Annotated in this window: 20 protein-coding genes; 11 read left to right on the forward strand and 9 right to left on the reverse strand. The window is 56.9% G+C overall.

The genetic code is table 11. The annotated features are described in order from the left end of the window. Positions 1-11: 11 nt before the first annotated feature. The 6 genes from aroB to EHO01S_RS03290 form a co-directional block, all read right to left on the reverse strand. Positions 12-1,097, reverse strand: coding sequence for a 3-dehydroquinate synthase (gene aroB, locus EHO01S_RS03265; protein WP_024522617.1), 1,086 nt, complete (start codon positions 1,095-1,097; stop codon positions 12-14). Between the two features lie 40 nt (positions 1,098-1,137). Then, entirely contained in the window at positions 1,138-1,656 is a 519-nt protein-coding gene (gene aroK / locus EHO01S_RS03270) for a shikimate kinase AroK (RefSeq protein WP_005290467.1), read from the reverse strand. 296 nt (positions 1,657-1,952) lie between these two features. Continuing rightward, positions 1,953-3,173 carry a secretin GspD/PilQ domain-containing protein gene (locus tag EHO01S_RS03275; protein ID WP_024522618.1) on the reverse strand — a complete coding sequence of 407 codons (1,221 nt, stop codon included), beginning with the start codon at positions 3,171-3,173 and terminating at the stop codon, positions 1,953-1,955. Between the two features lie 307 nt (positions 3,174-3,480). After that, positions 3,481-3,951 carry a hypothetical protein gene (locus EHO01S_RS03280; RefSeq protein ID WP_024522619.1) on the reverse strand — a complete coding sequence of 157 codons (471 nt, stop codon included), beginning with the start codon at positions 3,949-3,951 and terminating at the stop codon, positions 3,481-3,483. Next, on the reverse strand, positions 3,944-4,459 hold the full coding sequence (locus tag EHO01S_RS03285; protein ID WP_024522620.1) for a PilN domain-containing protein: 516 nt from the start codon (positions 4,457-4,459) through the stop codon (positions 3,944-3,946). The genes EHO01S_RS03280 and EHO01S_RS03285 overlap by 8 nt, the downstream gene beginning before the upstream one ends. Then, complete coding sequence (locus tag EHO01S_RS03290) at positions 4,447-5,271, reverse strand: type IV pilus biogenesis protein PilM (RefSeq protein WP_024522621.1); 825 nt, start codon at positions 5,269-5,271, stop codon at positions 4,447-4,449. Before EHO01S_RS03290 ends, EHO01S_RS03285 begins: the two co-directional genes overlap by 13 nt. A 118-nt stretch (positions 5,272-5,389) precedes the next feature. Here EHO01S_RS03290 and mrcA point away from each other — a divergent pair, with 118 nt between their 5' ends. After that, on the forward strand, positions 5,390-7,954 hold the full coding sequence (mrcA, locus tag EHO01S_RS03295) for a peptidoglycan glycosyltransferase/peptidoglycan DD-transpeptidase MrcA (RefSeq protein ID WP_024522622.1): 2,565 nt from the start codon (positions 5,390-5,392) through the stop codon (positions 7,952-7,954). 98 nt (positions 7,955-8,052) lie between these two features. Here the strand turns inward: mrcA and nudE are convergent, their stop codons facing one another. Beyond that, positions 8,053-8,610, reverse strand: a complete 558-nt coding sequence (nudE, locus tag EHO01S_RS03300) for an ADP compounds hydrolase NudE (RefSeq protein ID WP_024522623.1) — start codon at positions 8,608-8,610, stop codon at positions 8,053-8,055. A 458-nt stretch (positions 8,611-9,068) separates the two neighbouring features. Between nudE and EHO01S_RS03305 the strand changes: the two genes are divergently transcribed. The 9 genes from EHO01S_RS03305 to pckA all read left to right on the forward strand — a co-directional run bounded on the left by EHO01S_RS03305 (position 9,069) and on the right by pckA (position 19,388). Then, positions 9,069-11,180: an IgaA/UmoB family intracellular growth attenuator gene (locus EHO01S_RS03305; protein WP_024522624.1), complete on the forward strand. Its 2,112-nt coding sequence runs from the start codon at positions 9,069-9,071 to the stop codon at positions 11,178-11,180. A gap of 79 nt (positions 11,181-11,259) precedes the next feature. After that, the gene (yrfG, locus tag EHO01S_RS03310; protein WP_024522625.1) at positions 11,260-11,961 is read left to right on the forward strand and encodes a GMP/IMP nucleotidase; all 702 of its coding nucleotides are present in this window, start codon (positions 11,260-11,262) and stop codon (positions 11,959-11,961) included. Next, positions 11,958-12,374 carry a ribosome-associated heat shock protein Hsp15 gene (gene hslR / locus EHO01S_RS03315; protein ID WP_024522626.1) on the forward strand — a complete coding sequence of 139 codons (417 nt, stop codon included), beginning with the start codon at positions 11,958-11,960 and terminating at the stop codon, positions 12,372-12,374. The genes yrfG and hslR overlap by 4 nt, the downstream gene beginning before the upstream one ends. Positions 12,375-12,397: 23 nt before the next feature. Further along, on the forward strand, positions 12,398-13,279 hold the full coding sequence (gene hslO, locus EHO01S_RS03320; RefSeq protein ID WP_024522627.1) for an Hsp33 family molecular chaperone HslO: 882 nt from the start codon (positions 12,398-12,400) through the stop codon (positions 13,277-13,279). A 229-nt stretch (positions 13,280-13,508) separates the two neighbouring features. Then, entirely contained in the window at positions 13,509-14,147 is a 639-nt protein-coding gene (locus EHO01S_RS03325) for a 4Fe-4S dicluster domain-containing protein (protein ID WP_024522628.1), read from the forward strand. Between the two features lie 9 nt (positions 14,148-14,156). Beyond that, a complete protein-coding gene (gene phsC, locus EHO01S_RS03330; RefSeq protein WP_024522629.1) occupies positions 14,157-14,945 on the forward strand; it encodes a thiosulfate reductase cytochrome B subunit in 789 nt (262 codons plus the stop codon). A 76-nt stretch (positions 14,946-15,021) separates the two neighbouring features. Then, positions 15,022-17,052 carry a cytochrome c3 family protein gene (locus EHO01S_RS03335; RefSeq protein ID WP_035370197.1) on the forward strand — a complete coding sequence of 677 codons (2,031 nt, stop codon included), beginning with the start codon at positions 15,022-15,024 and terminating at the stop codon, positions 17,050-17,052. An 81-nt stretch (positions 17,053-17,133) separates the two neighbouring features. After that, the gene (locus EHO01S_RS03340) at positions 17,134-17,580 is read left to right on the forward strand and encodes a rhodanese-like domain-containing protein (RefSeq protein ID WP_024522631.1); all 447 of its coding nucleotides are present in this window, start codon (positions 17,134-17,136) and stop codon (positions 17,578-17,580) included. Positions 17,581-17,768: 188 nt separating this feature from the next. Then, positions 17,769-19,388, forward strand: a complete 1,620-nt coding sequence (gene pckA / locus EHO01S_RS03345) for a phosphoenolpyruvate carboxykinase (ATP) (protein WP_024522632.1) — start codon at positions 17,769-17,771, stop codon at positions 19,386-19,388. 88 nt (positions 19,389-19,476) lie between these two features. Here the strand turns inward: pckA and envZ are convergent, their stop codons facing one another. Continuing rightward, positions 19,477-20,862 (reverse strand): two-component system sensor histidine kinase EnvZ, encoded by a 1,386-nt coding sequence (envZ, locus tag EHO01S_RS03350; protein WP_024522633.1) that lies wholly within the window; start codon positions 20,860-20,862, stop codon positions 19,477-19,479. Further along, positions 20,859-21,578 (reverse strand): osmolarity response regulator transcription factor OmpR, encoded by a 720-nt coding sequence (gene ompR / locus EHO01S_RS03355; protein ID WP_005290509.1) that lies wholly within the window; start codon positions 21,576-21,578, stop codon positions 20,859-20,861. Before ompR ends, envZ begins: the two co-directional genes overlap by 4 nt. A 349-nt stretch (positions 21,579-21,927) precedes the next feature. Between ompR and greB the strand changes: the two genes are divergently transcribed. Further along, positions 21,928-22,404 (forward strand): transcription elongation factor GreB, encoded by a 477-nt coding sequence (greB, locus tag EHO01S_RS03360; RefSeq protein ID WP_024522634.1) that lies wholly within the window; start codon positions 21,928-21,930, stop codon positions 22,402-22,404. Positions 22,405-22,442 lie beyond the last annotated feature (38 nt).

Consider the following 22,442-nt stretch of genomic DNA (forward strand, 5'->3'; position numbering starts at 1 on the left):
CAAATCGCTATTCAGGCCTGGCAGTCCGCTATCGCAGCCAATACCGCATCATGGCTGACGCCGGCATACACCCCAGCCTGACCAATCGCCGTCGGCAACACCAACCGCAAGGTCCCGCCCACTACTTTTTTATCGCGTAACATATGCGGTAGATAGGCTTCTGGCGCCATATCCCTCGGTCCTTGAATCGGCAAGCCGGCGCGCAACAACAACGCTGCAATACGCTCAACCTGTACGGCGGGCAAGTAACCCAGACGGCAAGCCAGACGCGCCGCCATCATCGTCCCGGCAGCGACCGCTTCACCATGCAGCCAGTTGCCATAACCCATACCAGCCTCGATAGCATGCCCAAAGGTATGACCCAGATTCAACAACGCACGCTTACCCTGCTCGTGCTCATCCTCCGCGACAACCTGGGCTTTCAGCTCACAGCAACGACGAATGCAGGTGATCAACGCGGCGGGCTCCAAACGCCGTAACGCCGCCATCTGGTTTTCGAGCCAGATAAAAAAGTCGCCATCCATGATCACGCCGTACTTAATCACCTCGGCCAGACCGGCGGAAAGTTCGCGCGCTGGTAGGGTTTGCAGGCAGTCGATATCGATCACCACACTGGCCGGCTGATAAAACGCGCCGATCATATTCTTACCCAGTGGATGATTGACGGCAGTCTTGCCACCGACAGAGGAGTCAACCTGTGCCAACAGCGTCGTCGGCACCTGGATGAAACGTACACCGCGTTGGTAGCAGGCGGCGGCAAACCCCGTCAGGTCACCGATCACCCCACCGCCCAATGCCACTAAGGTCGTATCACGCCCGTAATTGCTAGCCAGCAGGGCGCTGAACACCTGATCCAATACCGCCAGCGTCTTATACTGCTCGCCATCCGGCAAGATCACGCATTCGACACGCACCCCCGCTCGCTCCAGCGTTCGCTGAACCGGTTCCAGATACAGTCCCGCGAGGGTCTCATTCGTGACCAGCATGGCCTGTTCACCGGAGCGGAGCGGCCAAAAGGCGGCCTCCTGGGCGAACAGGCCGCTGGCGATGCTGATCGGGTAGCTGCGCTCCCCGAGCGTGACGGTGATCCTTTCCACAACCTGCCCCCCGTTACAGCACTAACCTTCAGCCAACCGCTTAGTTATTTTCCAACAGATGGATAATTTGGTTGGCGACCACTTTGGCGCTCTGCTCATCCGTACGGATGGTAACATCGGCAATCTCTTCATACAGCGGATTGCGCTCTTGCGCCAGTTGCTCCAACACCTCGCGCGGTGTATCGACCTGCAACAACGGGCGTTTTTTATCACGCTGCGTGCGCGCCAACTGCTTTTCGATAGTGGTTTCCAAGTAGACGACCACGCCTCGGGCAGACAAGCGGTTACGGGTCTCGCGAGATTTGACGGAGCCGCCTCCAGTCGCCAGCACGATGCCTTGTTTTTCCGTCAGTTCATTGATGACTTTCTCTTCACGATCGCGAAAGCCCTCTTCGCCTTCAACATCAAAGACCCAACTGACATCGGCGCCAGTACGACGTTCGATCTCCTGATCGGAGTCGAAAAATTCCATGTTCAGTTGCTGCGCTAACTGACGGCCAATAGTACTTTTGCCGGCACCCATAGGCCCAACCAGAAAGATATTGCGTTTCTCTGCCATGTTTTCGGTACTACTAAGACAATACGTTAATGATAACCCGCCCCGCCAATCAAATTAGCGACGGGACCTAAACTGAAACCTCATGAAGATAGTGCGAGATCAGATGAAAAATTATCTCAACACTCAAGGCCGTTTGGCAACCGAATAAATTTCCGTGCGCTCCGGCATGCGCACCCGGTTGGAGGCGATGAGAGACGTGGGACGGAACAAGGCGCAAACCGCTAACCTTGTATGCCAAATCCCTGCCAGCGTCAAACGCGGAAACCATTCATGTGATAAAAAATTTTTCCACGCGCTTAGGAATGCCGCCCTATCACCGCTGACGAGGCGGTTGGCAGAAGCGTAGGGGTGATGAAAATGACCAGCTCACGCCGCCCGCTACGCTGGCTATCGCGACGTAACAGATGGCCCAAGAGCGGAATACTGGCGAGCCAAGGAAACCCTTCGTACCCCGCCTGATGCTGATACTGAAAAATGCCACCCAATACGGCGGTATCGCCATCAGGCAGCGTGACCTGGGTCGAGATTTCCTGCTTATCGATAGCCAACGCCTCACTATCGCCCTGCCGCACCAAGCGGCCCGGCATATTTTGCGTGATCTGTAAAGCAAGCTCAATCCGTTCATCGGCGAGCACATGCGGGGTCACCGACATGCCCAACACCGCCTCTTTAAACTCCATGGTGCTGACGCCGCGTTCGCCCCCGGAAACGGCGTAAGGAAGCTCGCTACCCTGCTTGATACTCGCCGTCTGTCCATGAGCCGCCATCAACTGAGGACTGGCGATGATGGCCACCTTATCTTGCCGCTCCAACGCCGCCAGCGTCATTGCCAAGGTCTGACCACCGATATGAGCTACCTGAATACCGGCGCTGAAATAGGCCTCGTCCTCACGGCGGATGGCCTCTCCCGCGCCCCCGTTACGCCAGCGAATACCCAATTCACGCAGCCCCTCTTGGCTAATTGAGACGATATGCGCCGCCAACTGTATCTGAGGTAGCGGGATATCCAACTGGGCAACCCACTGCACCACACTGGCCAAACGCGGGGCCGCCGTACGCAACAACAACGCGTTGGTGCGTACATCGGCTACCACGCTCCCGCCCTCCCCCAACAAATCGCGCCGCTGACGCAAGCTCTTCTCCACTGTCGCCGCATCGGCGTGATGCAATACCAACCGCTGGCTGCGCATCGGTACCGCCGCACGCGCGGCGGACGGGGCCCGACGTTGCGCACGCTCGCGGCTCTGCACTAACAGAATACCATCGCGCGTCACTGCACTGAGATCATACATCTCGGCCAATGCATCCAGTAGCTGCGGCCATGGAGTCTGCACGATATGCACCGTCGCCTCTACGTTCAGTTCATCGCTTACGATCAAATTCAATCCGGCAAACTCAGCCACGGCTTGCAGCACCGTGCGCAGCGGCGCGCGATCGAACCAGACCGTCAACGGGGTATCAACCCCATGCGCCGTACCGGCCAGCAGTAACCATACGGCGATGAATTCTCTCCTCATAGTCCCTCCCCGGCGCGACGCGCGGAGCGTGATGGGCAATTGAAGGGATAGTTTGGCCACGCACGAAAAATGAACCGTTGTCCTGCGCTAGAGGGGGGCGCTTTACGTGGAGAATGGCGAGTGAGCGCCGGATGCCAGCGCCCCTGAGCGTCACGTTGCCACCATGTGATGCAACGCGCATCGCCGACCAAACCCACGGCGCTCACCGTCGCTATCGCGTTTGGCACGCGGCGCGGGGCGACAAACGGATCGCGCGCGGCGATTACCAGGCAAGGAAACAGCCATATGACAAGCCCATACCCACGCATCATTCCTGCGCCTCGACCCACTGCACCCGCACGCCGTGAGGCGATGAGCTCACCGCCAACGAGGTGATACCAAGACCACAGTCCGCAAGACGCTCCAACAACGGTATCAAGTCCGTGAAGCGCATCTCACCCACGATCTGACGGCGACCATCCGGCTGTGTTTGCCACGCTAGCGCCGCTTGCACTAACGGCGCACACGATGTTTGCCGTCGTCGTACCGACGCGGCTAGGCTCTCCGCTAACCCCAGTTGAGCATCCATGGCCAGAGACTGAACCCGCAACACAGCAAGCCGCTCCGCTCCCTGCGCCAGATGGCGGCGTAATTGGTACAGATCCCATGCCAACCATCCCCCCGCTACCGTCAGTAATGCCGATGACAACAACACCGCCCCCAGCAGCACACGCCCCCATAGCTGCCGCGCAGGTAAGGTATAAAACGCACGGCATAAAGCCAGCCACCGATCAATCATGGCATACCTCCGCCGCGCAGAGACGTAAAGTAAAACTCCAGCCGCCATCGTCAGCATGCTTCAACGCGAGCCACTGCCACGCCGCCATCTGCCGGGCAAACGCCACCACCGCCTCACGCTCCTCGCCCCGCCCCACTAACGACCAGTAAGGCGCGTCATAGCGTAACCCCGTCAACCAGACACTCTCCGGAATCACGGCGCTCACCCGGCGCAATTGTGGTATCAGGAGCGCCAAAGGCGAGAGCGAATGAGGCAACACCGCCGACCAGGCAGGGAGTGCGGCCAGTGCCACCGTATGCCGTCGCACCTGCTCCCCCATCGTCACCGCTTGTCGCGCCTGCTGTGCCAAACGCTCAGCCAATGGCGCGCGTAACCGGGTGCGCAGTTGGCCATAGCCCCATCCCATCCCCATTTGACATAGCAGCCACGCGGCCAGCATGCAGGCCAAGGTGCGCTGACGATGCCGCCGTAATGTTGCGCGCCACGGTAAGAAATTTATATCGTCCATGGTTGTTCCTCCGCCATGGACGCCAGCCCCAGCGCGACGCAAAACAGCGCCGGCTCACTCGGTAAAGGCGAGCTGCGATGACGTAATAGCGAAAAAGGAGACCATCCCGCCCGGCCATACCCGTCACCGCACAGTAATGGTGCTGGCGCGGCCTCGCCCGATGGTACGGCCTCATGCCAAGCGGCGCTGGCCGCCGCCAACCCCGCCGCACACGGGATACAGCCATATTGCAATGGCTGTCCCCAAGGCGCGATCCAGCAAAAACGCTGCCCATCACTGTGGATCAGCGGCACCGTAGGCGCTTCGCCAGCCAGACGGGCCAAGGTGCGCAGGGCGCAAGGCATCAAGGTTAAGCGCTGTAATGCCAGACCGGCCTGAGCGAAAGCCGCACACCAGGCATCGCGCTGCGTGCGGCGGATGGCACAGACCTGCCACTGCCCCGTCGTACCGGATAAGCGCGCAAAGTCACACGCCAACTCACTTGCCGGCAACATTAACTGGCGTTCGCTCTGGGCTAATAACCACGCCTGGTGTTGAGCTGGGGTTAACTTCTGGCCGCTCCCCGGCAACGTATGACGGATCGCCTGTTCAACGGGAAACGCCGCACGTACCGACAAGCGATGCGGCAGACGCGTACGCAATGCCGATAAGACTTGAGGAAGATCGGCGGGCAGTCGCACCGGGTCGGCCCCCAGCAGGGGAAAGCGCCACCACCCGCGTAATTGGAAGCCGTCGCGCCGTCTAGCTAGCGCCACAGCCATCAGTTGATGCGGTTGAATATCGATACCCAGCGACCAACGGCTACATCCCATGTTGCCTCCCGCTTATCATCAACTTACTAAAAGAACGTATCCAGCGTCTCTGCTAGCCTTTATACTACTGCCCGTTTGTTTATAAACTGCCCAACTGACATGTAATGGGAAATTTCAGGTGAAGTTCGTAAAGTATTTAATCATTTTCGCGCTCTGTTGCATCCTGCTGGGGGTCGCTACGGTATTTGGCTTGTACAAATACGTCGAACCTCAGCTCCCGGATGTCGCGACGTTAAAAGACGTGCGCCTACAGACTCCGATGCAGGTATATAGCGCTGACGGCTATCTCATCGCCCAATATGGCGAAAAACGCCGCATTCCACTACCGCTCACCCAGATCCCGCCGTTGATGGTCAAAGCGTTTATCGCCACCGAAGACAGCCGTTTCTTCGAGCATCATGGCGTCGACCCCATCGGTATCTTCCGCGCGGCCTCCGTCGCCCTGTTCACCGGACACGCCTCACAGGGGGCGAGTACCATCACTCAGCAGCTAGCCAGAAACTTCTTCCTCAGCCCTGAGCGCACGCTGATGCGTAAAATAAAGGAGGCTTTCCTCGCTATCCGCATTGAGCAATTGCTAAATAAGGACGAGATCCTAGAGCTGTATCTCAACAAAATTTACTTGGGGTATCGCGCCTATGGCGTCGGTGCCGCAGCACAGGTCTACTTCGGTAAATCTGTCGACCAGCTTACCCTGAGCGAAATGGCGATGATCGCCGGCCTGCCGAAAGCACCGTCGACCTTTAACCCGCTCTACTCCCATGAGCGCGCGGTCGCCCGGCGTAACGTGGTGCTCGGCCGAATGTTGGACGAACACTACATCACCCAAGCCCAGTACGATCAGGCACGCAGTGAGCCCTTAGTCTCCCGTTATCACGGGCCGGAGATCGACTTCTCCGCCCCCTATCTCGCCGAGATGGTACGCCAGCAGATGGTGGACAAGTATGGTGAGAGTGCCTACACCGACGGCTTTAAGGTCTACACCACCATCACCAAACACCTCCAGGTCGCCGCCCAGACGGCACTACGCAACAACGTACTCAACTACGATATGCGTCATGGCTACCGCGGCCCGGCCAACGTGCTGTGGAAAGTCGGCCAACCGGCCTGGAGTACACAGCGCATCAGCAATACGCTACGTAGCCTGCCAACCTATGGCCCGCTTCAGCCTGCGGTCGTGATGTCGGCCCGCGCCGACAGCGCCGCCGTCATACTGGCGAACGGCGATACGGTAACCCTACCGCTGGCAACCGTGCGTTGGGCTCGCCCTTACCGCACCGATCGTCTTCAGGGCGCTACGCCGCGTAAGGTTAGCGATGTCCTACAGGCCGGACAGCAGATCTGGGTACGCCAAGACAGTGACCAGCAGTGGTGGCTGTCGCAGGTGCCGGATGTCAACTCGGCCTTGGTCTCCATCAATCCACAAGATGGTGCCATCAAGGCCCTGGTCGGCGGTTTTGACTTCGATCAGAGCAAGTTCAACCGTGTGACACAATCCGTACGTCAGGTCGGTTCGAACATCAAGCCATTCCTGTATACCGCGGCGATGGATAAAGGGCTAACGCTGGCCACCATCCTCAACGATCTGCCGATCTCCCGTTGGGATGCCGGTGCCGGCACCGATTGGCGACCGAAGAACTCTCCGCCAACTTATGCGGGCCCGATCCGTCTACGCCAAGGTTTAGGCGAATCGAAAAACGTCGTGATGGTCCGCGCCATGCGGGCGATGGGCGTAGATTACGCCGCCAACTACCTGTTGCGTTTCGGTTTTCCTGCGCAGAACATCGTCAAGACGGAGTCTTTGGCGTTGGGCTCCGCCAACTTTACGCCATTACAATTAGTGCGCGGCTACGCCGTCTTTGCCAACGGCGGTTATCTGGTCGACCCTTACTTCATTACCCGGATCATCGACGGTAACGATCAGATCATCTACGAGGCGCATCCTAAGGTGGTGTGCGACAGCTGCAATTTGCCGGTGATCTATGGCTCGACGCCGAAGTCAGCCGTGTTAAGCGATGACAACGTGGAAAACGTCGCCGTCTCCAGCACGCCCAACGTCAACGGTGATGTGCCGATGCCGGAGCTCGAGCAGGTTACCCCCGGTCAAGTCAGCCAAGATAGCGATCAGCGTTATGCTCCGCATGTCATCAGCACCCCGCTGGCCTTCCTGATGCACGATGCCTTAAGCAGCAATATCTGGGGCGAACCGGGCTGGATGGGAACTGGCTGGCGCGCGATGCGCGATCTGAAACGCCACGACATCGGCGGCAAGACCGGGACCACCAACAGTTCTAAGGATGCGTGGTTCTCTGGCTATGGACCGGGTATCGTCACCAGCGTCTGGATCGGCTTCGACGATCACCGGCGGGATCTGGGGCGTACCACACTCTCTGGCGCGATCAAAGATCAGATTGCCGGTGGCGAAGGCGGGGCGAAGAGTGCCCAGCCGGCCTGGGACGCCTTCATGAAAGCGGCGCTGACCGGGATACCGGAGCAGCCATTGACACCGCCGCCGGGCATCGTCAGCGTGGTAATCGACAGAGCGACCGGTAAGTTAGCGACCGGCAGCGGCAACAGCCGTAGCGAATACTTCATCGAAGGAACGCAGCCGACGGACTACGCGACACCGGATGCGGGCACGGTCATCATCAACAACGAGGGGCAGAGTCAGGAGTTATTCTGACCCGCCGCCATAACCCCCAAAGGAGCCTAACGGCTCCTTTTTTATGCGGACGGCGGGGCAACGATGACGCCGCCCTCCACCATGTCGCTCACCGGCAGCTATGCCGCCCCCCGCTGCAAATACTCGCGCAACAAGAACAACGCGCTGACATTGCGCGCCTCATGGAAGTCGGGCTGCTGTAACAACTCCATCATCCGAGCCAAGGGCCAGCGGATCACTGGCATCTCTTCCGGCTCATCCCCTTGTAACCGTTGAGCGAACAGTTCCTCGGCCACCACCACATTCATTTGACTAGAAAAGTAGGACGGCGCCAGGGTGAGCTTATGCAACAGGGTAAACTGCTGCGCACCGAAACCTGCCTCTTCCATCAGTTCACGGTTCGCCGCCTGGAATACCCGCTCACCGGGATCGATCAATCCCTTGGGAAAGCCCAGTTCATACTCTTCAATACCCACGGCATATTCCCGGATCAGCAACAGATCATCGCCTAATATCGGCAGGATCATGACCGCCTCACGCCCCGAAGGACGCATGCGCTCATAGACACGACGTTCGCCGTTACTGAACTCTAAATCGACGGACTCAACATTAAACAAGCGCGAATGCGCCACCGTCTCAACACCCAGGATCCTGGGTTTCTTTGTGGAACTATCCATACTTAACCCGCTGTCCTCAAGGTCCGCGATGGCTGTAGCCAATGGCATGCCATGCACGATAACTCGCTGATAATCACCAAAGGTACCTAACGGCATTGTGCGCAGATGCTCATATTTCCGCAACATTTGTCGCCATTATTTTACTTCCCGCCCTCGCGTCATAGTATTGGCGCGAGGAAAGCGAATTATGGCGATAATCCTATAGTAAGGTAGGAAAAATCGGACAATACCGATATGATCGCCGAGCGGGTATGCTAGGCTGAGTCGGCGGGAAGGAAACGGCTTGAGATCAGTTAAACAACTCATTCCACGACATAGCGTTATATTCGTAATCATCACCGTCACAACACGTGTTCCAGCGCGGGAGAGGTGCGTTGACGCTGCGAATCCTCGTCGTCATATGAGACGACGAAATGTGTGCGGGTTGACCGTACGATGATCTTGGTGAGGGCGTCGATATGAACGCATCCATCACAACACTCCTGTATCTTCTCCCTACAGCGGTTATTATCGGCTATATCTATTGGTACACAATCAAGAGAGTGTCGCGGTTGTCTGCATCCTTTCCCTTTGTCAAAACTAAGCAGCGTAAACTGCACCCGGCAGAGCAGCAAGCGATCTCGGCCTATTTGCAGGGGCTGGATGCCGCTGCCCCTAACGCCAAACCCGATCTCGCGCTGCGCCATCAACGCCTGATGCCGCAGGGTGATCGGGTATATGCCGTCACCCACGCGATTACCCGCTACGCCCTGGCCGGCGACACACCGAGCCAACAGCGCTACTTTCTGGATAACCAGGAAATCCACCTGCCGGCCTTCTGGGAACCGTACATCGCCGAGGAGAACAGCCTCGAGCTGATCAAGACCGCCAGCCTGCCGTTAGTCATCGCTATCAACGGTCATACCCTGGCGGAAAGTCTACACAACCAACGTCTACCGCAACCGGCACAAGCCGCTGCCTCTATCCGCCGCAGCGAGGGCGAGCCGCTCGATCTGTACGGCGTTCGTAAGGAGACCCTGGCCGAACATCGCTTGCAACAACGCGGCGGCGGCTATATTGCCTTGCCAACGGCACTGGGCCTTTTCTTATCGGCGCTCGCACTCGTCGTTCCGCCGACGCTGATGCCCTGGCTACTCTCCCTAGCCGCGCTCTTATTCGTCTGGGGGATAGGGTGCCAATACCGTAAACCCAGTCATAAACGGCTTAAAGAGATACACTTGTTGCGCGGCATACCCAAGCGCTGGGGATTATTCGGCGAATCCTGTTCTGAGCAAGTAAACAACGTCTCCATCGGCACGTTGGATCTGATTTACCCAGCGCACTGGCAACCCTACATCGATAAAGATCTCGGCCAACTGACCGAGATTGAAATCTATTTGAATCATCAGGTGGTTCGCCAAGGCCGTTTCCTTTCGCTCAACGATGAGGCTACCCAATTCCCTTTACAGCCCTGGGGACGTAGCGCGCTGTTAAGCGTCGCCGCGCTACTCGGCCTGTTGTTATTGTTAACCAGTCAATCGTTGAGCGTACCGCTGAAGATCAGCAGCGCCTGGCTGCACGGCCCACAGACCCTCTCCGCCGACAGCGTGCAGCAGTTGGCCGCCATGCCCTTACAAGTCGGTGACGTGCTGGATCTCAAAGGCACCGGCATGTGTCATGTACCGGCCCTCTATCAAGAAGGGGAACGCTACCCCTTCCTGCCTTTCGATTGCAGCACCATCTATTGGGGAACCGCGCCCCCCATGGCGGAGCCTAACTCCGAGATCATCGATAACGCGGCCGCGCTACAAGCTACGGTTAACCGCCAACTCTCCTCACAAGAGGGCGACGGTACGGTCAGCCCTGCGCTGGCCAGCGCAATCCAAAAATCAGGGATGATCCTGCTGAATGACTTTGCCGCGATCGTACTCAAGACCGATGCGCTATGCGGTCAAAAGAACGAGTGTGTTCGGCTGAAGAACGCGCTGGTGAACCTCAGCAACAGCAAGTCATGGAGCGCCCTGCTCAAGAAAGCGCGCACCGGCGGCTTGGAGGGCATCAATGTCCTGATGCGTCCGGCTAGCGCCCACCAACTGGCCACCATCGTCAACAGCGCGGTCTCCTCCTTCTACAACCGGGAAACGCACAAGGCGGCCCAGTTACTGGCGGTGACGCCACCTGGCGGTTTCCTGATCAGCAGCGATGAAAAACGCCAGTGGGTTACCCACCCCCAGCCTCCCCTCTCGCTGTATGACTATGGCCCACAAGATCAGTGGCGCGAACTGGAAAATCTGTCGCGCATGTTACTGAATACCCCTTTCCGCGCACACGGCGTGATCACCGACATCCGCAGCGACGCCAATGGTACGCGCCACATCACTCTGCACAGCCAGCCGGAGGGCTTAACCCTTTGGCGCTATCTACTGATGCCTCCACTGCTCTTAACGCTGAGCGTGGTACTCGCCGTCAACGCCACCCTCTTCGTCCGCCGCTGGCGCAGCGCCCGGGCGCGAATTCCGGCGATCCAGCGTTACTACGAGCAATGCATCAACCATAAGATTATGCCGTTTGATCCCCCGTCGCGTCCTTAACTGCGGCATGACAAGGAGACGCCAGGAAAATATACTGAGGGGCTGATACCCCCGCCCCCTGTGTTTTCCGGAGTACGCCATGAGTCCCACCCTCAACTGGAACGACATCGATACCGTCCTGCTAGACATGGACGGTACCCTGATCGATCTCGCTTTCGACAACTATTTCTGGCTGACGCTGGTACCACAGACGTTGTGCGCCACGCGTGGCATCTCTGCGGATGCGGCACAGGCTTTGATTCAGCGAGAGTATCAGGCGGTAGCGCATACCCTGGACTGGTACTGCTTCGACTACTGGAGCGCCCGGCTCGGCTTGGATATCCAGCGTATGACCCAGGAACAATGTGATCGCGTGCGTGTCCGTCAGGATACCCTGCCCCTCCTGACAGCGCTGCGTGCCAGCGGGCGGCGCACCATCCTGCTGACCAATGCCCACCCACACGGATTAGCAGTAAAAATGGCGCAGACGGGATTGGCGAACCATCTTGATTTACGCTATTCCACCCACATATTTGGCTATCCCAAAGAGGATCAGCGTCTGTGGCAGGCACTACAGCGCCACTGCCCATTCGATCCGAACAGGACGCTGTTTATCGATGATGCCGAGCCGATACTCGATGCCGCACGCCAATTCGGTATCCGTTACTGCCTGGGCGTCAGCAACCCCGACTCCGGCAAACCGGAGAAACGCTTCGCTCGCCATGCGGCACTGAATGATTACCGCACCCTGTTGCCAGCTATCGCTGCTGGCAGAGGTGGCCAAGAGAGGAGGGCTGGATGAAGGACAGTCGCAAAACAACGCCAACGGACACAGGCGTTCGCCTGGATAAATGGCTATGGGCGGCGCGCTTTTACAAGACTCGCGCCATCGCCCGCGAGATGATAGACGGTGGGAAAGTGCATTATAACGGCGTGCGCGGTAAACCCAGCCGCAACGTTGAGGTCGGCGCAGAGATCCGCCTGCGTCAAGGCAACGATGATCGCACCGTCATCGTCATGGCCCTCAGTACCCAACGCGGCGCGGCCGAACAGGCTCGCCTACTCTATCAAGAGACGGCGCAGAGCATCGCGAAACGGGAGGCCCTCGCCCAGGCGCGGAAGTTGAATGCCCTGAGCATGCCGCACCCGGATCGCCGCCCCGATAAAAAAGAGCGGCGCAATCTGCTTAAATTTAAACACGGCCAGTCGGAATGACCGGCGCCTGAAGAGAGATGACTATGTCCCATCACGACCAATTACATCGCTACCTGTTTGAGAATCTGGCCGTACGCGGCGAGCTGGTCAACGCCGGCGAGACCTATGCCCATATCCTCGAAAACCATGACTATCCGCTGCCGGTACAGACCCTGCTGGGTGAACTGCTGGTGGCGACCAGTCTGCTGACTGCCACCCTGAAATTTGCCGGCAATATCACCGTTCAACTACAAGGTGATGGCCCGCTAACACTGGCGGTCATTAATGGCAATCATCACCAGGAGATGCGGGGTGTCGCCCGCCTACAAGGCGAGATCGCCGATGGGAGCAGCCTGAAACAGATGCTGGGGAACGGGGTAATGGTGATCACTATCACCCCGCAGGAGGGGGAGCGCTATCAAGGCGTCGTCGCCCTGGAGGGCGAAACCCTGGCCGACTGCCTGGAGGCGTACTTCATGCAGTCCGAGCAACTACCGACCCGACTGTTTATCTTCACGGGTGAACACGAAGGTAAACCCGCAGCCGCCGGCATGCTATTACAGATCTTACCGACGCAACCAAATAATGCCGATGATCTGCACCATCTGGCGCTCCTGACCGCCACCGTGACGCCGCAAGAGTTGTTTACCCTGCCCGCCAATGAAGTGCTATACCGCCTGTACAATCAGGAGCAGGTCACGCTGTTCGACCCTCAACCGATCGTCTTCCGTTGTGGTTGCTCCCGCGAGCGCAGCGCGAGCGCGTTGATGAGCCTGCCAGCGCAACAACTGGATCAACTATTGGACGAGCGTGGCAGCATCGATATGCACTGTGACTATTGTGGCAGCCACTATCTGTTTGATCGGGTCGACATCGATGCCTTACGTGCCAGCGCAACGAACACCAACGATGGGCAAGTCCATTAATCTTCTGCTTCTGGGAGGCCTGGCCTCCCATTTTTATTTATTAATGAACTTGCATTTATTTAGATAATTATTTAGACCTCTTTAAATCTACCCATTTTTAGGGAGTCATCATTTTTTGATCCCTCTCTCTTTTCCATCATGCCGACAGAAATAGAATCCTCCCCGTCCGCCAGGAAAAAGAAAAACAATAAAATAGAAATAAGAACAAATATATTTCATGGGATAATCTATGAAGCATTATTCACGCCGCAGCATTATCATTGGAGCCGGATTTATCGTGCTCGCACCGGGCATATTATTATCCAGTCCCAACCGAAAGGGAAAACAGTACGCACTGATCCACGATCAAACGAAATGCATCGGCTGCCAGGAGTGTGTCACCGCGTGTAATAACATTAATCAGGTCGCCCCCGGTTGCACCCGCCTAGCGATCGTCCCACTGCCGCCCTCAACTGCACACGCCGAAGAGAACCAACACTATTTCCGCCACGGCTGCCAGCACTGCGATCCTGCGCCCTGTCTTGATGTCTGCCCCAGCGGGGCGACCTACCGCGACCAACACGGTCTAGTACAAATCGACGCACAACGCTGCCTCGGCTGTGGTTACTGCATCCGTACCTGCCCCTATCAAGCGCGCTATCTCCACCCGACCCACCATATCGCTGACAAGTGTGACTTCTGTAGCGCTACTCGCTTAAGCCACGGCCAGGTCCCCATCTGCGCGCGCATCTGCCCCAAGCAGGCACTCAGCTTTGGCGAATTGGCGACACCGCAGTTCGAGCTCAAACTGGCGCTAGCTCCTTATTACCAGTATCACTTGGCCGGTACGCGTCACAGCCGGATCTACCATATTCTCGCCGATGACTAGGAGCCGAGCATGAACACCGTACAACTGCATACCTACCTGACCCAACAGCTTCCCGCCCCGGCGGCGGATGTTTGGCCGATCGGAATGGTCGCCTTAACCATCGCCTGGTTAGTATTCTGTGTCCTCTTACTACTACATGCCCTACTACGGCGGCGCTATCCCGCTCCCCCACAACAAGGTACACCAGAGCATCTCTATCTCTATCCTCTTCATCTTCGTCTGTGGCATGGGTTGAACGCCTTACTGTTCCTCTTTTTACTCATCAGCGGCCTACTCACCCACTTCACGCTGTTGCCCTTGGCGGCCATGTGTTGGCTGGTACACGCTCATCCCTACGCCGGCTATCTGCTCGTGGTGCTCTGGTGCGGCTTTCTCGCCGTTAACCTCTTCGGCCCCAATGGCCGGCATTATCGCATCATCTGGCCGGGTTTAGCGGCTCGCTGCTGGCGCCAGGCCCGCTTTTATCTCATCGGGATCTTTCATGCCGAATCCCACCCATTCATCACAACATCGGCGCAAAAATTTAATCCATTGCAACAACTGAGCTATGGCGTAGTCATGTTCGGTCTACTGCCACTATTATTTCTCAGTGGCTTCGTTCTGACGATCCCGCAATGGCTTCCGCACGGTACCGCCTACTGGGCATTACAAGGCCATTTATTATTATCATTATTTGGATTGATGTTTATCAGTGCACATATTTATTTATGCACGCTTGGCGAGACATGGAAAGAAACCTTTATGACGATGCTCGATGGTTATCATCGCCATCGAGTCCACATCGTAGAGAATAAATAATAAAAAAGACATAAATATTAAAAATAGGCTGGTGTCAGCGCACCACGCCATTATTTACTGGGTCAAGGAGTTGACGATGAAAATACCTACCCGCTTACGCTGTTTTCCCTTATTGTTTTTCGCTATGCCGCTCATGGCCGCATCAGGACTGGTGTCTCAGTCTCCGCCAAATGAACCTGCGGAATCAACGCCATCTGCCACGCTCCTGGTAGCGTCCCCCGCAACCAAAATCGACGTAAACCGTAACGACGGCACTCCCGACACACCGCGCACCCTGATGGGGTATGTCGAGCAAGAGAAAGATCTGTTCGCCTATCTGCGCGAACATCATCCTCTATTTAAGTATGAAGCCGCCGGGCGCCTGGTCGGTAAATACACCATCAGCGATCGTGAAGAGGAGTTTGTCGAGTTCGGCGGCGGTGAAAAATACGCTGAAAAACATGGTTATCCGGTGGCGATCACCTATCGCTTAGGCGTCGAGTCCATCCTCGACTTCCCCAATAAGTATGTTGGCCCACAGAAGTGTGCGGAATGCCACCCAGCACAGTACCAAGCCTGGGAACGCTCCCGCCATGCCAAAACCGTCCGATTTCCCGACGAAATGCTCGAAATCCCTGACGGGGATCTGCACCGCGGACTGTATGGCAGTAAAGCGTCCGTGCTGCCGCAAGGAGTCACCTCAGATGCTATCTATGCCATCATCGGTACTCCACGAACGAAATACGGTTTTATCGATGCCTGGATGGTCCGTGGTACCTACCATATTGAGGGCGGATTACTGAAAGACGGCACCGGAACCATGGTCGCCGGCGGTAACCAGTTTTCTCGTGGCTGGGCACAGTTTATCACCCCCAAGATGGCGCAGAAGATCGCCACCTTTGTTCCCGGTTTTCCCACCAAATTGGAGCAGTTCGGCGCACAAGGCTCCAATATCTGGGGTATGACCTCTTACGGTGCCGCTAACCGCACCAATATGATGTTCCAGCCGGCCAGCGCCTACTGCGAGGTATGTCATTCCATGAAGTTCGACTTCAAGAGCTCCCAGGAGTTTATCGCCGCGCTAGGTAAGCCCGCAGAGCTACGTAAGCATACCATCGCCAAGGGGATCTCCTGCGAAGAGTGCCACGGTGCCGGAGCGCACCTGTATGGTGCCCGTGGTGCGGGGATGCCGTCCAACTGTGAACGTTGCCACCAGCGTTTCACCTATAACACCGCCGACGAAGCCGCCGATCCGCAACGGCCGTTCAACTCCTACTTCAAGTCGTCTTGTCCCTCCTGTGGCACCGAAGGCTCGCAGATGTACTACACCGCACACTACCAGAATGGTATGCGTTGCAATACCTGTCACGATCCACACGCGGTCACAGCTAACGATTGGCGGGAGGGCTTCACTAAGGCGACGCTGAAAAAACGGTGCCAAGATTGCCATACCGATCAGGCTGAATTCTTTGCGCAAGGAGATACCCACGGACAAAACCAGTGTACCGCCTGCCATATGCCTAACATGGGAAGCTGTGAAAACTTCGCCACCATCCAGTTCCCCGATCATGCCGGGTTCGATAACGTACGCCGGGCGCATATCTGGAAGATCCTGGTCGATGAGAAAGCCAAGACTCTCAATCCGCCCGAGGGACAACCCCGCACCGCCAACGTCAAAGGGTGGAGTATCGCCCGCCAGGATGGCAAACCCTACTTGGATCTGATGTGGTCTTGCGGTCGCACCGCTTTTAGCGACGGCGACGTGATCGATGGGGGAGGCTGCCACAGCCCGGTCCAAACCGTGCTCTCCGAACGCCTGCAATTTAAGGATCAAGAAAGCATCTATGCCAAGGTGATGGAGTGGCAAACGCCGGTCAAGGATGGCTATGTTCGTATTCACAGCGGATTAGATCGCATCGAGAAGCGCCTGAACAAGACCACGACCCTGTCGCAAAGCGACAAGGTACAAGTACGCTTGCTCAGCAACCACGCCCGCCAACAAGCAGACCTGATCAAGCGAGACGGCTCCTGGGGCCTCCATGCGCCGCATTACGCCAAAACGCGCATCGAAGAGGGCCAACTGTATATTGATCACGCTGAAGCGATCCTAGACGGTAAGGCGCACTAAGCGTCGCAGCATACGGTGGGCGTCTCTGGCGCCCACCCGCTTTCCCCCTCAATCGCCCACATCAACAACAAGGAGTATTTTATGTTACGTCACCCACACTTCGCTCTCTATCTTACACTTAGCCTGCTTTTCCCGCTCGCTCCCCTTGCCGCCCCCTCGCACTCTAACATTCAGGACGCACAGGAGCCAACGCCCATCAGCATGCGAGCAGCCGAAGCGTTACTCGGCCAGCCCAATGTCTATTTCCTGGACGTCAATACCCCAGAGATCTGGCAGCAAGGGCGCATTCCCGGCGCCATCTACATTAACCGCGAGCACTGGCAGAGCCTATTGCCTCGTGACCGGCAAGCGACCTTGATCTTCTACTGTGCGAATAAACTCTGCCTCGCCAGTCATGATGCCGCCAAGATGGCCATGGCGCTCGGCTACCGTCATGTCTTTCATCTGGCCGACGGTATCTTCGGTTGGATCACCTCGGGACGACCTACGGAGAAGGACGAAGGCCCCGCATCAACGCTGACTCACTAACGTGCTGTCAGCCTGTTGGGGAGCAATACGGCAGCAATAATTGATCCTGACAGGCATTATCAAAATAGAAGAATTTACCACTAAATGGATTCCGCTGAATTTTGGTTTTTTTGATGATTCTCTCGGTTAACAAAAAAGCAACGACTTACAGTAGGCGCAGATAAAAATAACCTACAAGGAGTAGTGTAATGCATGCCTCTGGCTTAACCGCAGCTGATCTCGCCTCCTATGGCATCACTGATGTTACTGAAATTGTTTATAATCCCGATTACGACCTCTTGTTTAAAGAAGAGACCGCCCCCGGCCTGCAAGGTTATGAGCGCGGCACCGTTACCACATTAGGTGCCGTCGCCGTAGACACCGGCATCTTCACCGGACGCTCCCCCAAGGATAAATACCTAGTACGCGATGACACCACGCGCGACACCGTTTGGTGGTCTGATCAAGGTAAAGGTAAGAACGACAATCATCCCTTATCTCCCGAAATATGGCAGCATCTCAAAGGGTTGGTCACGCGCCAACTCGCGAACAAACGCCTGTTTGTGATCGATGCCTACTGCGGCGCTAACCCGGATAGCCGTCTGAAGGTGCGCTTCATCACCGAAGTCGCCTGGCAGGCTCATTTCGTCAAAAATATGTTTATCCGTCCCGACGCTGACGAATTAATCGATTTCGAACCCGACTTTATCGTGATGAACGGCGCCAAATGCACCAATCCGCAATGGCAAGAGCAGGGGCTGAACTCCGAAAACTTCGTCGCGTTTAACCTAACTGAGCGTATGCAATTAATCGGCGGGACCTGGTACGGCGGCGAGATGAAGAAAGGGATGTTCTCCATCATGAACTACCTGCTGCCGTTAAAAGGCATTGCCTCGATGCACTGTTCGGCCAATGTCGGTGAGCAAGGCGATGTGGCCATCTTCTTCGGTCTCTCCGGCACCGGGAAAACCACCCTCTCCACCGATCCCAAACGCCGTCTGATTGGCGACGATGAACATGGTTGGGACGACGATGGGGTGTTTAACTTCGAGGGCGGCTGCTACGCCAAGACCATCAAGCTTTCCGCCGAGGCGGAGCCGGATATTTATCACGCCATCACGCGCGATGCCCTATTAGAAAACGTCACCGTCCTCGCCGATGGCAGCGTCGATTTCGATGACGGAAGCAAGACGGAAAACACCCGCGTCTCCTACCCCATCTATCATATTAAGAACATCGTAAAACCTGTCTCGAAAGCTGGTCATGCTAAGAAAGTGATCTTCCTGACTGCCGACGCCTTCGGCGTATTACCGCCGGTTTCTCGTCTAACCGCCGACCAGACTCAATACCATTTCCTGTCGGGCTTCACCGCCAAACTGGCCGGTACCGAGCGCGGTGTGACCGAACCGACGCCGACTTTCTCCGCCTGCTTCGGCGCCGCATTCCTCACTCTACACCCGACCCAATACGCTGAGGTCTTAGTGAAACGGATGCAAGCCGCTGGCGCTCAGGCCTACCTGGTTAACACGGGCTGGAACGGGAGCGGGAAACGCATTTCAATCAAGGATACGCGCGCGATCATTGACGCCATCCTCAACGGTGATATCGATCAGGTAGAGACGTTCACCCTACCCATCTTTAATCTGGCGGTTCCGACCTCGCTACCCGGCGTCAATCCGGCGATCCTCGATCCGCGCGCTACCTACGCCACCCCAGCGATATGGCAAGAGAAGGCGCAGGATCTGGCCCAGCGCTTTATCACTAACTTCGATAAGTACACCGACACGCCTGCCGGTGCCGCGCTGGTTCACGCCGGCCCACAATGTTAACCGTATGACGGCGTCGATAACGATCGCCGCGAGGCGCTAGAAAAAAGAGGATGCCCAAAGGCATCCTCTTTTTACTTTGGCACCGTCGTTAGCTACGCTCTTTACGCCGCCCAGCGCTCCGTGGCTTGACACCACGCTCCTCCGGCACTAATTGTGACACCAGGCGAAGATAGGCGCGGATCTTCAACCCGCCATGCTCGCTACGACCGATATCCAAACTGCCATGGTGGGCATCGATGATGCGCTGAATGATCGCCAAGCCAAGGCCAGTACCACTGGTGGTGCGTGCGCTCTCGCCACGCACAAAAGGCTGAAACAGATGGGCTAACTGCTCATCGTCGATCCCTGGCCCATCATCTTCCACCTGGAACCAGGCGCGGGCTCCCTCACGGCCGCTGCTGACACGGATCCAACCGTTGCCGTAGCGCGCCGCATTGACCACCATATTGACAGCGGCACGCTTGATAGACAGCGGATGTGCGTCAATCAGCAGTTCGCCATCGGCCAACGCCGTGTCGATCTCCCGTTCATAGCCGCTTTCCGCCGCCACGACCTCGGTCAAGATCCCATTCAGATCGCACGACTCCGTCTGCATCTCCTGCCCGGTACGTAGGTAATCGATAAACTGCTCAATGATGGCGTTACACTCCTCGGTATCCTTGTTGATCGACTCCGCCAAATAAGAATCCTCGGGACTCATCATCTCCGTCGCCAAGCGGATACGTGTCAACGGGGTACGGAGATCGTGGCTGACTCCAGCCATCAGCAGGGTGCGATCATCCGCCAACTGCTTGACCCCCGCGGCCATCTGATTAAACGCCCGTGTCACCGAGCGCACCTCCGAGGCACCATACTCCCGCAGCGGTGGCGGGATCTGTCCTTTCCCTACCTGCAAGGCGGCATGCTCCAACTCCACCAAGGGACGATTTTGGATACGGATGAAGAGCCAGGCTCCGCCGATCGCCAACAGCATGATCGCCAAGGTATAGCGGAACAACGGCGAGAAGTCGCCTTGATGGATCTCGGTCAACGGTACGCGCACCCAGATATCGGGGGATAGCCAGGTCTTCAACCATACCACCGGCGTATTCTTGCTGATTTCGACCCGGACATCTGTCGGCCCGCCCAGTTGCTGGGCCATCTGTTGACTTAAAAACTGATAATGCTGCGCCCAGCGAAGCCCATTCTCTTCCGCCGCCGAATTGGTGTACAGCGAAATACCAAGCTCGCGGTAAATCTCGCGGCGAAACGCCGGCGGAACCTCCAACTGGGTACCATCTTCCAGTTGGAGCTTATCCGTCATCAGCATCCGCACCTCATAGGCCAATACCTTATTAAATTGCTGCAAACTCGGCAAAATCGCGAAGTTCAGTACCACCAGATAGGTGGTCACCAAGCTGACAAACAGCAGGGTGACGATCAGCAGTAGGGTTCGGGCAAAAGAGCTGCGCGGCGAGAAACGCAATCGTCTCATGCTTTACTGCCATCAGGAACAAAGACATAGCCCAGACCCCATACGGTCTGGATATAGCGAGGATGAGCCGGGTCCTCCTCGACCATGCGACGCAGACGGGAGATCTGCACGTCGATAGAGCGCTCCATCGCACTGTACTCGCGCCCGCGCGCCAGGTTCATCAGCTTATCGCGGGAGAGCGGCTCACGCGGGTGACTCACCAGCGCCTTGAGCACCGCGAACTCGCCGCTGGTCAACGGCATCGGCTCGTCGTCGCGGAACATCTCACGGGTACCCAGATTGAGCTTGAACTTACCGAAGTTTATCACCGCGTCTTCCTGCGACGGTGCTCCCGGCAGCTCGTTAGCCTGACGACGCAACACCGCACGGATACGCGCCAGCAGCTCACGAGGGTTAAACGGCTTAGGAATATAGTCATCCGCCCCGATCTCCAGCCCGACGATGCGATCCACCTCTTCCCCCTTCGCCGTCACCATGATGATCGGCATCGGGTTGCTCTGGCTACGCAAGCGGCGGCAAATTGACAAGCCATCCTCGCCCGGCAGCATCAGATCCAGCACCATCAAATGGAAGGACTCTCGCGTCAGCAGACGGTCCATCTGCTCGGCGTTAGCGACGCTACGTACTTGGAACCCCTGCTCAGTCAGGTAACGCTCCAGCAATGCCCGCAGACGCATATCGTCATCAACAACCAGAATTTTGTAATTTTCTTGCATGGTGTACTCCCAAAGGCAGAAAGCCCGGCGCTTGTCTATATATCTGTATGTGTAGTCAGGTTATCGCCCGCCAGAATAGCGCGCGCCCGCGTAGCGATCTATTGTCAGAAAACTCGCTTTATTCAAACAGCAGATAATGGTTTATATTCTAGCCTAAATTGTTACAAAGGTTATTTATCTTATGGTTACGCTAGGTTGGCCGCACTATCGCGCCAATTATTCGCCCGCGCTGGCAAAATGCGTTAGGCTGTGGCGCAGCGCTATCCACCGTAGCGCGCCGGGCAAGACGATGCAATGCGGCATCGGGCAATATGGCATCCCGGCGTCCTCCATTTTCAGGTTATGACAGATGAAAACCCCGCTGATTACCCGAGAAGGTTACGACAAACTCAAACAGGAGCTGGACTACTTGTGGCGCGAAGAGCGCCCGGAGGTCACCAAGAAAGTGACTTGGGCCGCCAGTCTCGGCGATCGCAGTGAGAACGCCGACTATCAATACAACAAGAAACGCCTGCGTGAAATCGATCGCCGGGTCCGCTATCTACGCAAATGCATGTCGATACTGAAAATCGTCGACTATTCCCCTCAACAGGATGGCAAGGTCTTCTTCGGTGCGTGGGTCGAGGTCGAAAACGATGATGGGCTGACCAAACGTTTCCGCATCGTCGGCTATGATGAAATCTTTGGCCGTAACGACTATATCTCCATTGACTCACCGATGGCGCGCGCCCTGTTGAAGAAAGAGGTTGGCGACGCAGCCACCGTTATCACGCCGTCTGGCGAGGCGGTGTGGTATGTCAACGCCATCGAGTATGCCAAAGCCTAACCGCTCTCCCGCCACGCCAGCCGCCTATCGCTGGCGCG

This window comes from Edwardsiella hoshinae NBRC 105699 = ATCC 33379, assembly GCF_000474215.1.
In the GTDB taxonomy this organism is placed as follows: domain Bacteria; phylum Pseudomonadota; class Gammaproteobacteria; order Enterobacterales; family Enterobacteriaceae; genus Edwardsiella; species Edwardsiella hoshinae.